The sequence below is a fragment of the Streptomyces glomeratus genome, from assembly GCF_021462825.1.
In the GTDB taxonomy this organism is placed as follows: domain Bacteria; phylum Actinomycetota; class Actinomycetes; order Streptomycetales; family Streptomycetaceae; genus Streptomyces; species Streptomyces glomeratus.
This window is the reverse complement of record NZ_JAKEEB010000006.1, coordinates 72,299-85,577: the sequence shown is the minus strand read 5'-3', so window position 1 is coordinate 85,577 and position 13,279 is coordinate 72,299. Positions and strand designations below refer to the sequence as shown.

At 69.3% G+C, this 13,279-nt stretch carries 14 protein-coding genes; all 14 read left to right on the top strand.

Translation table 11 applies throughout. The annotated features are described in order from the left end of the window. Nucleotides 1-23 precede the first annotated feature (23 nt). On the top strand, nucleotides 24-869 hold the full coding sequence (gene prmC / locus LZ604_RS09405) for a peptide chain release factor N(5)-glutamine methyltransferase (protein WP_234514099.1): 846 nt from the start codon (nucleotides 24-26) through the stop codon (nucleotides 867-869). 55 nt (nucleotides 870-924) lie between these two features. Beyond that, complete coding sequence (locus LZ604_RS09400; protein ID WP_234514098.1) at nucleotides 925-1,572, top strand: L-threonylcarbamoyladenylate synthase; 648 nt, start codon at nucleotides 925-927, stop codon at nucleotides 1,570-1,572. Further along, on the top strand, nucleotides 1,569-2,270 hold the full coding sequence (locus LZ604_RS09395) for an arsenate reductase/protein-tyrosine-phosphatase family protein (protein ID WP_234514096.1): 702 nt from the start codon (nucleotides 1,569-1,571) through the stop codon (nucleotides 2,268-2,270). The genes LZ604_RS09400 and LZ604_RS09395 overlap by 4 nt, the downstream gene beginning before the upstream one ends. Nucleotides 2,271-2,398: 128 nt before the next feature. After that, nucleotides 2,399-3,640 (top strand): serine hydroxymethyltransferase, encoded by a 1,242-nt coding sequence (gene glyA / locus LZ604_RS09390; protein WP_234514095.1) that lies wholly within the window; start codon nucleotides 2,399-2,401, stop codon nucleotides 3,638-3,640. A 126-nt stretch (nucleotides 3,641-3,766) separates the two neighbouring features. Further along, complete coding sequence (locus tag LZ604_RS09385; RefSeq protein ID WP_234514094.1) at nucleotides 3,767-5,107, top strand: MraY family glycosyltransferase; 1,341 nt, start codon at nucleotides 3,767-3,769, stop codon at nucleotides 5,105-5,107. 297 nt (nucleotides 5,108-5,404) lie between these two features. Further along, the gene (locus LZ604_RS09380) at nucleotides 5,405-5,842 is read left to right on the top strand and encodes a Cg1360 family ATP-synthase-associated protein (RefSeq protein WP_234514093.1); all 438 of its coding nucleotides are present in this window, start codon (nucleotides 5,405-5,407) and stop codon (nucleotides 5,840-5,842) included. Nucleotides 5,843-6,067: 225 nt separating this feature from the next. Continuing rightward, entirely contained in the window at nucleotides 6,068-6,886 is an 819-nt protein-coding gene (atpB, locus tag LZ604_RS09375) for a F0F1 ATP synthase subunit A (RefSeq protein WP_486388719.1), read from the top strand. A gap of 79 nt (nucleotides 6,887-6,965) precedes the next feature. Then, nucleotides 6,966-7,211 (top strand): ATP synthase F0 subunit C, encoded by a 246-nt coding sequence (gene atpE, locus LZ604_RS09370; protein ID WP_234514092.1) that lies wholly within the window; start codon nucleotides 6,966-6,968, stop codon nucleotides 7,209-7,211. Between the two features lie 39 nt (nucleotides 7,212-7,250). After that, complete coding sequence (locus LZ604_RS09365) at nucleotides 7,251-7,802, top strand: F0F1 ATP synthase subunit B (protein ID WP_234514091.1); 552 nt, start codon at nucleotides 7,251-7,253, stop codon at nucleotides 7,800-7,802. Continuing rightward, on the top strand, nucleotides 7,799-8,614 hold the full coding sequence (locus LZ604_RS09360; RefSeq protein ID WP_234514090.1) for a F0F1 ATP synthase subunit delta: 816 nt from the start codon (nucleotides 7,799-7,801) through the stop codon (nucleotides 8,612-8,614). Before LZ604_RS09365 ends, LZ604_RS09360 begins: the two co-directional genes overlap by 4 nt. 115 nt (nucleotides 8,615-8,729) lie before the next feature. Further along, nucleotides 8,730-10,322 (top strand): F0F1 ATP synthase subunit alpha, encoded by a 1,593-nt coding sequence (atpA, locus tag LZ604_RS09355; protein ID WP_234514088.1) that lies wholly within the window; start codon nucleotides 8,730-8,732, stop codon nucleotides 10,320-10,322. Between the two features lie 21 nt (nucleotides 10,323-10,343). Next, on the top strand, nucleotides 10,344-11,261 hold the full coding sequence (locus tag LZ604_RS09350) for a F0F1 ATP synthase subunit gamma (RefSeq protein WP_234514086.1): 918 nt from the start codon (nucleotides 10,344-10,346) through the stop codon (nucleotides 11,259-11,261). After that, entirely contained in the window at nucleotides 11,261-12,697 is a 1,437-nt protein-coding gene (gene atpD / locus LZ604_RS09345; protein WP_234514085.1) for a F0F1 ATP synthase subunit beta, read from the top strand. The genes LZ604_RS09350 and atpD overlap by 1 nt, the downstream gene beginning before the upstream one ends. Before the next feature lie 175 nt (nucleotides 12,698-12,872). Beyond that, nucleotides 12,873-13,247 carry a F0F1 ATP synthase subunit epsilon gene (locus tag LZ604_RS09340; RefSeq protein ID WP_234514084.1) on the top strand — a complete coding sequence of 125 codons (375 nt, stop codon included), beginning with the start codon at nucleotides 12,873-12,875 and terminating at the stop codon, nucleotides 13,245-13,247. The last annotated feature ends 32 nt before the right edge of the window (nucleotides 13,248-13,279 follow it).

The following is a 13,279-nucleotide window of genomic DNA, read 5'->3' as shown; positions in this document are numbered from 1 at the left end:
CAGCTCAGCCCCGGAGGACCAGCGTGAACCTGCTGCTCGCGGAGGTGGCCCAGGCCACCCAGCGGCTGGCCGACGCCGGCGTGCCCTCGCCGCGCAACGACGCGGAGGAGCTCGCCGCGTTCGTGCACGGCGTCAAGCGGGGCGAGCTGCACTCCGTCAAGGACTCGGACTTCGACGCCCGCTACTGGGAGGTCATCGCCCGCCGCGAGGCCCGCGAGCCGCTCCAGCACATCACCGGGCGCGCCTACTTCCGCTACCTGGAACTCCAGGTGGGGCCCGGCGTGTTCGTACCCCGCCCGGAGACCGAGTCGGTCGTCGGCTGGGCCATAGACGCCGTACGTGCCATGGACGTCGTCGAGCCGCTCATCGTGGATCTGTGCACCGGCTCGGGCGCCATCGCGCTCGCCCTCGCCCAGGAAGTGCCGCGCTCGCGCGTGCACGCCGTGGAACTGAGCGAGGAAGCGCTCCAGTGGACCCGCAAGAACATGGAGGGCTCCAGAGTCGACCTGCGCCAGGGCGACGCCCGGACCGCGTTCCCCGACCTCGACGGCCAGGTCGACCTCGTGATCTCCAACCCGCCGTACATCCCACTGACCGAATGGGAGTACGTCGCCCCCGAGGCCCGGGACTACGACCCCGAGCTGGCCCTGTTCTCCGGCGAGGACGGCCTCGACCTCATCCGGGGCCTGGAACGCACCGCGCACCGGCTGCTGCGCCCCGGTGGCGTCGTCGTCATCGAGCACGCCGACACCCAGGGCGGCCAGGTGCCGTGGATCTTCACCGAGGAGCGGGGCTGGGCCGACGCGGCCGACCATCCCGACCTCAACAACCGCCCGCGCTTCGCGACCGCCCGCAAGGCACTGCCGTGAGCGCGCCCCACCATCTCTTCCCTCAGCAGTACGTGTACGAGGAGGCCCTCTAGACATGGCACGGCGATACGACACCAATGACGCGACCGACCGCGTGACGGGTCTGCGCGAGGCCGCGTCCGCCGTCCGCCGTGGCGAACTCGTGGTGCTGCCGACCGACACCGTGTACGGCATCGGCGCCGACGCGTTCTCCTCGGAGGCCGTGGCCGACCTTCTCCAGGCCAAGGGCCGTGGCCGCAATATGCCCACGCCTGTCCTGATCGGCTCCCCGAACACCCTGCACGGCCTCGTCACCGACTTCTCCGAGATGGCCTGGGAGCTGGTCGACGCGTTCTGGCCGGGCGCGCTCACGCTGGTCGCACGCCATCAGCCGTCGTTGCAGTGGGACCTCGGGGACACCCGTGGCACCGTCGCCGTGCGCATGCCGCTGCACCCGGTCGCCATCGAGCTGCTGACGGAGGTCGGTCCCATGGCCGTGTCCTCCGCGAACCTCACCGGCCACCCGTCGCCGGAGACCTGCGACGCCGCGCAGGAGATGCTCGGGGACTCCGTCTCCGTCTATCTGGACGGCGGCCCCACCCCGGGCAACGTCCCGTCGTCGATCGTCGACGTCACGGGCAAGGTGCCGGTCCTGCTGCGCCAGGGAGCGCTGTCGGCGGAGGAGCTGCGCAAGGTCGTACCCGACCTCGAGGTGGCGAATTGACAGCCCCCGCGGCGGGGCGTGGCATAGGCAACGGGGGCGGGACGGGGAGTCCGGTACCGCCGGGAGGTCCCCGTGACAGCTTCCGCATCCTCCACGTCAGCACCGGCAACGTGTGCCGTTCGCCGATCACCGAGCGGCTGACCCGGCACTTTCTCGCGGACCGGCTCGGCTGCCCCGCGCCCGGTCTCGCCGGGGGCAGCGCCATGGGCGGGCTGATCGTGGAGAGCGCCGGCACCTGGGGCCACGAGGGCGCGCCCATGGAGGCGAACGCGGAGGCGATCCTCGCGGAGTTCGGCGCGGACGCCTCCGGCTTCGTCGGCCGTGAACTGCTGGACGAGCACGTCATCCGTGCGGACCTGGTCCTGACGGCGACCCGTGACCACCGGGCCCAGGTCATCTCCATGGGGCACTCGGCGGGTCTGCGCACCTTCACGCTGAAGGAGTTCACCCGCCTCGTCCGGGCGATAGACCCGGCCACGCTGCCGCCCCTGGAGGACGGCGTGGTGGCACGCGCCCGCGCCCTGGTGCGGGCGGCCGCGGCCCTGCGCGGCTGGCTGCTGGCGCCGACGGCGGAGGCCGACGAGGTGTACGACCCGTACGGGGCGCCGCTGACGTTCTTCCGTTCGATCGGGGACGAGATCCACCAGGCCCTGGACCCGGTGGTGACGGCCCTGACGGGGGTACCCGCCCGGGCCTGACCCGACGCCGGTGAGAGCCCGCCGGGGCCGCCCGCCGGGTGTTCCGGCGGCCGTGGCGGCCGGGCGCCGCGAGGGGCGCGGGCCTACATTGGACGTACATCCCGACGCCCGGAGCCCCGGAGCCCACCATGGCGGTCACCTCCACCACCGAGGCCGACGTCCTGCACCGGCAGGACCCCGAGCTGGCCGAGATCCTCCTCGGGGAACTCGCCCGGCAGTCGACGACCCTGCAGCTCAGCGCCGCCGAGAACTTCACCTCCCCGGCGGTGCTCGCGGTCCTCGGCTCCCCCCTCGTCAACAAGTACGCCGAGGGCTACCCCGGCGCCCGGCACCACGGCGGCTGCGAGATCGTCGACGTCGCCGAGCGGATCGCCGTGGAGCGGGCCAAGGCGCTGTTCCGGGCCGAGCACGCCAATGTGCAGTCGCACTCGGGATCGTCCGCGGTGCTCGCCGCGTACGCCGCCCTGCTCAGACCGGGCGACACCGTGCTCGCCCTCGGACTGCCGCACGGCGGGCACCTCACGCACGGCTCTCCCGCCAACTTCTCCGGACGCTGGTTCGACTTCGTCGGCTACGGGGTCGAGGCGGAGTCCGGGCTCATGGACCATGTGCAGGTGCGCGCCCTGGCCCGTACCCACCGCCCGAAGGCGATCGTGTGCGGGTCGATCGCCTATCCGCGCCACATCGACTACGCCTTCTTCCGGGAGGTCGCCGACGAGGTGGGGGCGTACCTCATCGCCGACGCCGCGCACCCGATCGGTCTGGTCGCCGGGGGAGCGGCCCCCAGCCCGGTGCCGTTCGCCGACGTCGTCTGCGCCACCACCCACAAGGTGCTGCGCGGCCCGCGCGGTGGCATGATCCTGTGCGGCGGCGAACTGGCCGAACGCGTGGACCGGGCCGTCTTCCCCTTCACCCAGGGCGGCGCCCAGATGAACAGCATCGCCGCGAAGGCCGTCGCGTTCGGGGAGGCGGCGACCACGGACTTCGGGGCGTACGCCCACCAGGTGGTGGCCAACGCGCGGATGCTCGCGGCCGGCCTGGCCGCCGAGGGGCTGCATGTGATCACCGGCGGCACCGACACCCACCTGCTGACCGTCGATCCCGCCCCGCTGGGGATCGACGGCCGTACCGCCCGGGGGCGGCTCGCGGCGGCCGGGATGGTCCTCGACACCTGCGCGCTGCCCCACGGAGACGCCCGCGGGCTGCGCCTGGGCACCGCCGCTCTGACCACCCAGGGCATGCGCGAGGCGGAGATGGCGCGTGTCGCCGCTCTCTTCGCAGCGGTGCTGCGCGAGGAGGCGAGCGCCAAGCGGGCTCGTGAAGAAGTGCGGGAGCTGACCGACGGATTTCCGCCGTATCCCGGCCGCTGAGGGGTACGCGCAGCGGAGTGCACAGGCACACATGCAACCATCGTCGCTACCCGTGAGTCCTCAACCGTATGCACGCAAAGCTAGGGTGTGGGGCTGAGGACGCCCAGCGAGACTTGTGGGGAAGCCGTGCGTGAATACCTGCTGACGCTCTGCATCACGGCCGCGGTGACGTATCTGCTGACAGGGCCGGTACGGAAGTTCGCGATCGTGGCCGGAGCCATGCCGGAGATCCGGGCCCGGGACGTGCACCGGGAGCCCACTCCCCGGCTCGGCGGTATCGCCATGTTCTTCGGCCTGTGCGCGGGCCTGCTGGTCGCCGACCACCTCAAGAACCTCAACGAGGTCTTCGCCAAGTCGAACGAGCCCCGGGCCCTGCTCTCCGGTGCCGCGCTGATCTGGCTGATCGGCGTCCTGGACGACAAGTTCGAGATCGACGCCCTGATCAAGCTGGGCGGCCAGATGATCGCCGCGGGTGTGATGGTCATGCAGGGTCTGACCATCCTGTGGCTGCCGGTCCCGGGTGTGGGCCTGGTCGCGCTCACCCCGTGGCAGGGCACCCTGCTGACCGTCGCCCTGGTCGTCATCACGATCAACGCGGTCAACTTCGTCGACGGCCTCGACGGCCTCGCCGCCGGCATGGTGTGCATCGCGGCCGCCGCGTTCTTCATGTACGCGTACCGCATCTGGTACGGCTACGGGCTGGAGGCCGCCGCTCCCGCGACCCTGTTCGCGGCCGTTCTGATGGGCATGTGCCTGGGCTTCCTGCCGCACAACATGCACCCCGCACGGATCTTCATGGGCGACTCGGGGTCGATGCTGATCGGGCTGGTGCTCGCCGCGGGGGCCATCTCGGTCACCGGCCAGGTGGACCCGGACGCGATGAACCTCTTCTCCGGTTCCGAGCGTGCGACGGTGCACCAGACCGTCCCGGTGTACATCCCGCTGCTGCTCCCGCTGACGATCATCGCGGTCCCGGCCGCGGACCTGATCCTGGCGATCGTGCGCCGTACCTGGCGCGGTCAGTCGCCGTTCGCCGCCGACCGCGGCCATCTGCACCACCGGCTGCTGGAGATCGGGCACTCGCACAGCAGGGCCGTACTCATCATGTACTTCTGGTCGGCGCTCATCGCCTTCGGCGCCCTGGCCTACTCGGTGAACTCGGCGTCCCTGTGGATCGTGCTCGGCATCGTCGCCCTGAGCGCGGTCGGCCTGGTGCTGCTCCTGCTGCCGAGGTTCACTCCGCGCGCCCCGCGCTGGGCCGAGTCCTTCGTGCCGCCCCGTTACCGCCGCGGGCGCCGGACGGCGGCAGGGCCGGTGCCGGCCGCCTCGCGCGAGGAGGGGCGTGAGCCGGTGGCCGGGGAGCCGCGCCGCACTCCGGTCGCCGCGGGCGTCTCGGGTGTCAACGGGGCCACCGCGCTCGGCGCCCGTTCGCGTCTGGACCGGCGTGGGGCCGAGTCGTCACGCTGACGCACAAGGTAAGAATCTGACGAGCGCGTTGCCAATTCGTGGGGGTGCATAGCGCCCCAATACCAGACAAGTGGGTTGCTTGCCTGCACAGACGCGCAGGTTCACTCTCATGTGTGATGGTGGGCACACCCCCTAGGTAAAGACCGCATCAAATAGTTTGTGATACCGTTCACGAGAACCCGGGATAGAGCCGAAGGTCCCTCTGGGACGCCCCCTCGGCGTGAGGTTCCCACTCGCCCCGGGACTACGCTCGTCCATGACGACACCCTGCCCCCTTCAGTAAGCGGAGTTGCCGCCATGCCGTCCAATGACGCCCGGAACCTTCTGCAGACCGCTGCGCCCACAGCGGCCGTCGGCGTGATCGCCGTCGCCGTCGGTGGTGCGGTCGTGGGGGGCAAGGGAGCGCTGGGTGCGGCCGTCGGCACGGTGCTCGCCCTTGTCTTCATGGGGGCCGGGCTCTACGTCCTGCAGCGGACGGCGAAATCGCTCCCGCAGCTGTTCCAGGCCATGGGGCTGATGCTCTACACCGCTCAGCTTCTGCTGCTCCTGATCTTCGTGGCTCTCTTCAAGGGCACTTCTCTCTTCGATCCCAAGGTGTTCGCGATCACGCTCGTGATCGCGACGGTCGTATGGATGGCGGCGCAGGCGCGCGCGCATATGAAGGCCAAGATCTTCTACATCGACCCGGACTCCCAGAAGAGCGAGAAGCCCGAGAAGACAGGGTCCACGTCGTGAGGGGTAGGGCCGGGATAAAGACGTGCGGGAGATCCTGCTATCGTCCGGTGCCAACTGCGGCATCGCGGGCGCGGGCATCTGAGCTGACGCCTGCTCAATCGCGAGGCTTGATCCCCGAAGGCCGCCCCCACATCCGTAACACCAGTCCGGTGCCGATCCGCGGCTGCGCGCCGCGCCGACACAACGAGGTTGCCGTACCCATGCGTCACGCCGAAGGAGCCCGCGGTGAGTGCTGACCAGACCCAGCTCGCCTTTGACTGGAGCTGCCGCATCCTGTCCGACAACGGCTGTGGCTTTCCGGCTCCGGGCCTGAACTCCTTCCTCTTCAAGCCCCTCTTCACGGCGGGCGGCTTCGAGTTCAACAAGGTGATGCTGCTCGCGCTCGTCACCACCGTGCTGATCGTCGCGTTCTTCTGGGCGGCCTTCGGCAACGCCAAGGTGGTCCCCGGCAAGCTTCAGATGGTGGCCGAGGCCGGCTACGACTTCGTGCGCCGCGGCATCGTCTACGAGACGCTCGGCAAGCGCGAGGGCGAGAAGTACGTCCCGTTCATGGTCTCGCTGTTCTTCTTCATCTGGATCATGAACATCTGGTCCGTGATCCCGCTGGCCCAGTTCCCGGTCTCCTCGGTGATCGCCTTCCCGATGGTCCTCGCCGCGATCGTCTGGATCATGTGGGTCTCGCTGACCTTCAAGCGCCACGGCTTCGTCGGGTTCTTCAAGAACGTCACGGGCTACGACAAGTCGCTCGGCGCGGTGCTGCCGCTCGTCATGGTCATCGAGTTCTTCTCGAACCTGCTGGTCCGCCCGTTCACGCACGCGGTGCGACTGTTCGCCAACATGTTCGCCGGTCACCTGATGCTGGTGATGTTCACCGTCGCCTCCTGGTACCTGCTGAACAGCTACATGATCCCGGCCGCCGGTGTCTCGTTCGTGATGACGATGGCCATGATCCTCTTCGAGCTCTTCGTCCAGGCCGTCCAGGCGTACGTCTTCGTGCTCCTCGCCTGCTCCTACCTTCAGGGTGCTCTCGCCGAGCACCACTGAGCCTGAACCACCCGCCCGCACATCCCAGACGTCCGGTGGCCAACCCCCACCGGTCCATGAAAGAGAAGGAAGAACCGGCATGTCCGCTCTTGAGACCCTCGCCGCTGCCACCGGTGTCCACGGCTCCGTCGGCTCCATCGGTTACGGCCTCGCCGCCATCGGCCCCGGCATCGGCGTCGGCATCATCTTCGGCAACGGCACCCAGGCCCTGGCCCGCCAGCCCGAGGCCGCCGGTCTGATCCGCGCCAACCAGATCCTGGGCTTCGCCTTCTGTGAGGCGCTCGCCCTCATCGGCATCGTCATGCCGTTCGTGTTCGGTAAGTAATCACTCTCTTACTGACACGTATCGACGAAAGGCACTGATGTGATCGCCAACCTGGCACAGCTGGCGGCCGAGGAGACCGAGCAGAACCCGCTCGTCCCGGCCGGTCCCGAGCTGCTCGTCGGCACCATCGCCTTCGCCATCGTGTTCTTCTTCTTCTGGAAGAAGCTGCTTCCGAACATCAACAAGGTTCTGGAGGAGCGTCGCGCGGCGATCGAAGGCGGCATCGAAGAGGCCGACGCCATGAAGGTCGAGGCCCAGAGCGTGCTTGAGCAGTACAAGGCTCAGCTCGCCGAAGCCCGGCACGAGGCCGCGCGGCTGCGCCAGGAGGCGCAGGAGCAGGGCGCCACGCTCATCGCCGAGATGCGCGCGGAGGGTCAGCGGCAGCGCGAGGAGATCGTCGCCGCCGGTCACGCGCAGATCGAGGCGGACCGCAAGACCGCCGCGCAGACGCTGCGGCAGGACGTGGGCAAGCTGGCCACGGACCTGGCCGGCAAGCTCGTCGGCGAGTCCCTCGAGGACCACGCCCGGCAGAGCCGCGTGATCGACCGCTTCCTCGACGAGCTCGAGGAGAAGGCCGAGGCCGCGCGATGAACGGAGCGAGCCGCGAGGCCCTGGCTGCCGCACGCGAGCGTCTCGACGCGCTGACGGACGCCACGTCCGTGGACGCGGCGCAGCTCGCCGACGAGCTGGCCGCCGTCACCGCGCTGCTCGACCGCGAGGCCGGCCTGCGCCGGGTTCTCACCGACCCGGCGCAGCCCGCCGAGGCCAAGGCCGAGCTGGTGCAGCGCCTGCTCGGCGGCCAGGTCGGCGGCCCGGCCGTGGATCTGGTGGCGGGCATGGCACGCACGCGCTGGTCGCAGCCGCGCGACCTGGTCGACGCGCTGGAGGAGCTGGCGAGCCTCGCCGACCTCACCGCCGCCGAGAAGGCGGGCGCGCTCGACGACGTCGAGGACGAGCTGTTCCGGTTCGGCCGGATCATCTCCTCCAGCACGGAGCTGCGCGCCGCGCTCACGGACCGTGCGGCCGGCGCCGCGGCCAAGACCGAGCTGCTCCACCGGCTGCTCGGCGGACGGGCCAACGTCACCACCGAGCGTCTGGTGCAGCGCCTTGTGACCGCGCCGCGGGGACGTAGCCTGGAAACGGGAATCGAGTCCCTGTCCAAGCTGGCCGCCGACCGCCGGAACCGGATGGTCGCCGTCGTCACCTCGGCGGTCCCGCTGAGCGACGCGCAGAAGCAGCGCCTCGGCGCAGCGCTGGCGAAGCTCTACGGCCGCCAGATGCACCTCAACCTGGACGTGGACCCCGAGGTCCTCGGCGGGATCCGGGTGCGGGTCGGTGACGAGGAGATCAACGGTTCGCTCGCGGACCGACTCGAGGACGCCGGCCGCCGCCTGGCGAGCTAGCAGCAACTCCATACGCAGTACTACGGCCCGGGTTGGGCCGTGCAGAGGATTCCTGGGGGTCGCCCCCAGACCCCCACAGAAACTTCGGGCCCAACAAGGAGAGCAGGGAACCCAGATGGCGGAGCTCACGATCCGGCCGGAGGAGATCCGGGACGCGCTGGAGAACTTTGTCCAGTCGTACAAGCCGGACGCGGCCTCGCGCGAGGAGGTCGGTACGGTCACCCTTGCCGGCGACGGCATCGCGAAGGTCGAGGGTCTGCCCTCGGCCATGGCCAACGAACTGCTGAAGTTCGAGGACGGCACCCTCGGCCTCGCCCTCAACCTGGAGGAGCGCGAGATCGGTGCCATCGTCCTCGGTGAGTTCAGCGGCATCGAGGAGGGCCAGCCGGTGCAGCGCACCGGTGAAGTGCTCTCCGTGGCAGTCGGCGAGGGCTACCTCGGCCGTGTCGTCGACCCGCTCGGCAACCCGATCGACGGCCTCGGCGAGATCGAGACCGACGGCCGCCGCGCCCTCGAGCTGCAGGCCCCCACGGTCATGCAGCGCAAGTCGGTGCACGAGCCGATGGAGACCGGCTACAAGGCCGTCGACGCGATGACCCCGATCGGCCGCGGTCAGCGTCAGCTGATCATCGGTGACCGCCAGACCGGCAAGACCGCCCTGGCCGTCGACACGATCATCAACCAGCGTGACAACTGGCGCACGGGCGACCCGAAGAAGCAGGTCCGCTGCATCTACGTCGCCATCGGCCAGAAGGGCTCCACCATCGCGTCCGTGCGCGGCGCCCTGGAGGAGGCCGGCGCGCTCGAGTACACGACGATCGTCGCCGCCCCGGCGTCCGACCCGGCGGGCTTCAAGTACCTGGCGCCCTACACCGGTTCGGCCATCGGCCAGCACTGGATGTACCAGGGCAAGCACGTCCTGATCATCTTCGACGACCTGTCCAAGCAGGCCGACGCCTACCGCGCCGTGTCCCTGCTGCTGCGCCGCCCGCCGGGCCGCGAGGCCTACCCGGGTGACGTCTTCTACCTGCACTCCCGTCTGCTGGAGCGCTGCGCCAAGCTCTCCGACGACATGGGTGCCGGCTCGATGACCGGTCTGCCGATCGTCGAGACCAAGGCCAACGACGTCTCGGCGTTCATCCCGACCAACGTCATCTCCATCACCGACGGCCAGTGCTTCCTGGAGTCCGACCTGTTCAACGCCGGCCAGCGCCCGGCTCTGAACGTCGGTATCTCGGTCTCCCGCGTCGGTGGCTCCGCCCAGCACAAGGCGATGCGCCAGGTCTCCGGCCGTCTGCGCGTGGACCTCGCCCAGTTCCGTGAGCTGGAGGCGTTCGCCGCCTTCGGTTCCGACCTGGACGCCGCGTCGAAGGCGCAGCTGGAGCGCGGTCAGCGCATGGTCGAGCTGCTGAAGCAGGCGCAGTACCAGCCGATGGCCACCGAGGACCAGGTCGTCTCGATCTGGGCCGGCACCAACGGCCGTATGGACGACGTTCCGGTCGGCGACGTCCGCCGCTTCGAGCGTGAGCTCCTGGACTTCCTGCACCGCAAGCACCAGGGCCTGATGACCTCCATCAAGGAGGGCGCCAAGATGTCGGACGACACGATCCAGGCGATCGACGACGCCGTCGCGGAGTTCAAGAAGCAGTTCGAGACCTCGGACGGCAAGCTGCTCGGCGAGGACGTTCCGGCCGCAGCCGCCAAGTGACGTAAGGAAGGGACCTGACTCATGGGAGCCCAGCTCCGGGTCTACAAGCGTCGCATCCGATCCGTCAGCGCGACCAAGAAGATCACGAAGGCGATGGAGATGATCGCCGCCTCGCGCGTCGTCAAGGCGCAGCGCAAGGTGGCGGCCTCCACGCCGTACGCGACCGAGCTCACTCGCGCGGTCACGGCGGTCGGCACCGGCTCGAACACCAAGCACCCGCTGACCACGCAGGCCGAGACGGTGACGCGGTCCGCGGTGCTGCTCCTGACGAGCGACCGTGGTCTGGCCGGCGCCTTCAACTCCAACGCGATCAAGGCGGCGGAGCGGCTGACCGAGCGCCTGGAGCGCGAGGGCAAGCAGGTCGACACGTACATCGTCGGCCGTCGCGGTGTCGCCCACTACAACTTCCGTGAGCGCAAGATCACGGAGTCGTGGACGGGCTTCACGGACGAGCCGACGTACGCGGACGCCAAGAAGGTCGCGGCTCCGCTGATCGAGGCCATCGAGACGGAGACGGCGAACGGCGGAGTGGACGAGCTCCACATCGTCTACACCGAGTTCGTCTCGATGATGACGCAGACGGCGCTGGACGACCGTCTGCTGCCGCTCAGCCTCGAGGAGGTGGCGGAGGAGACGGCGCCGAAGGGCGAGATCCTTCCGCTGTACGAGTTCGAGCCGTCGGCGGAGGACGTCCTCGACGCTCTGCTGCCGCGCTATGTGGAGAGCCGTATCTACAACGCGCTGCTCCAGTCGGCCGCTTCGAAGCACGCCGCCACGCGGCGCGCGATGAAGTCGGCCACCGACAACGCCGGAGAGCTCATCGAGAACCTCACCCGGCTTGCCAATGCGGCCCGTCAGGCCGAAATCACCCAGGAAATCAGCGAGATCGTCGGTGGCGCCAGCGCCCTGGCCGACGCGACCGCGGGGAGTGACCGCTAATGACCACCACTGTTGAGACCGCGACGGCTACGGGCCGCGTCGCCCGGGTCATCGGCCCGGTCGTCGACGTGGAGTTCCCCGTCGACGCGATGCCGGACATCTACAACGCCCTTCACGTCGACGTGGCCGACCCGGCCAACGCCGGCGAGAAGAAGACGCTGACCCTGGAGGTCGCCCAGCACCTGGGTGACGGCCTGGTCCGCGCCATCTCCATGCAGCCCACCGACGGTCTGGTCCGCCAGGCCCCGGTGACCGACACCGGCGCCTCGATCTCCGTCCCGGTCGGCGACTTCACCAAGGGCAAGGTGTTCAACACCATCGGTGAGGTCCTGAACGTCGACGAGAAGTACGAGGGCGAGCGCTGGACGATCCACCGCAAGGCCCCGAACTTCGACCAGCTCGAGTCCAAGACCGAGATGTTCGAGACCGGCGTCAAGGTCATCGACCTGCTGACCCCGTACGTCAAGGGCGGCAAGATCGGTCTGTTCGGCGGCGCCGGCGTCGGCAAGACGGTGCTCATCCAGGAGATGATCTACCGTGTCGCCAACAACCACGACGGTGTCTCCGTGTTCGCCGGTGTCGGCGAGCGCACCCGTGAGGGCAACGACCTGATCGAGGAGATGTCGGACTCGGGCGTCATCGACAAGACCGCCCTGGTCTTCGGCCAGATGGACGAGCCCCCGGGCACCCGTCTGCGCGTGGCCCTCGCGGGTCTGACGATGGCGGAGTACTTCCGCGACGTCCAGAAGCAGGACGTGCTGTTCTTCATCGACAACATCTTCCGCTTCACGCAGGCCGGCTCCGAGGTCTCGACCCTGCTCGGCCGTATGCCGTCCGCGGTGGGTTACCAGCCGAACCTGGCCGACGAGATGGGTCTCCTCCAGGAGCGCATCACCTCGACCCGCGGTCACTCGATCACCTCGATGCAGGCGATCTACGTCCCCGCGGACGACCTGACCGACCCGGCCCCGGCCACCACGTTCGCCCACCTCGACGCGACGACGGTTCTGTCCCGTCCGATCTCCGAGAAGGGCATCTACCCGGCCGTGGACCCGCTGGACTCCACGTCCCGCATCCTGGACCCGCGCTACATCGCGCAGGACCACTACGACGCCGCCATGCGCGTCAAGACGATCCTGCAGAAGTACAAGGACCTCCAGGACATCATCGCGATCCTCGGTATCGACGAGCTGGGCGAGGAGGACAAGCTCGTTGTCCACCGTGCCCGTCGCGTGGAGCGCTTCCTGTCCCAGAACACCCACGTCGCCAAGCAGTTCACCGGTGTGGACGGCTCGGACGTGCCGCTCGAGGAGTCGATCGCCGCGTTCAACGCGATCTGCGATGGTGAGTTCGACCACTTCCCGGAGCAGGCGTTCTTCATGTGCGGTGGTCTCGAGGACCTGAAGAAGAACGCGAAGGAGCTGGGCGTCTCCTGACGGTGGCCTGCTCACGGGCCCGAACGGGCCCGTGACGGGTACCGCCTCTTGGTGAGAGGGGTGGAGAAGTGCCGCGCGGGTTGTCCTGCGGGGTGCGGTCCGCCCCTCTCCTCACGCCTACTAGAATTCAGACCAACACCCGGCGCCCGCCGGGTGGTGACCCGAGGAGCCTCTCTTGGCTGCTGAGCTGCACGTCGAGCTGGTCGCCGCCGACCGCCAGGTCTGGTCCGGCGAGGCCACCCTGGTCGTGGCGCGCACCACGTCCGGCGACATCGGCGTCATGCCCGGTCACCAGCCGCTGCTCGGTGTGCTGGAGTCGGGCCCGGTGACCATCCGTACGAGTGATGGGGCAACGGTCGTCGCCGCGGTGCACGGCGGTTTCATCTCGTTCGCGGACAACAAGCTGTCGCTGCTGGCCGAGATCGCCGAGCTGGCGGACGAGATCGATGTCCAGCGTGCGCAGCGGGAGCTCGAGCGCGCGAAGGCGGAGGGTGACTCCACCGCCGAGCGCCGCGCGGAGGTCCGACTGCGTGCGGTGTCGGCGCACTGACCGTGGGGGCGTCTCCCAGGCCGTTCAGGCAG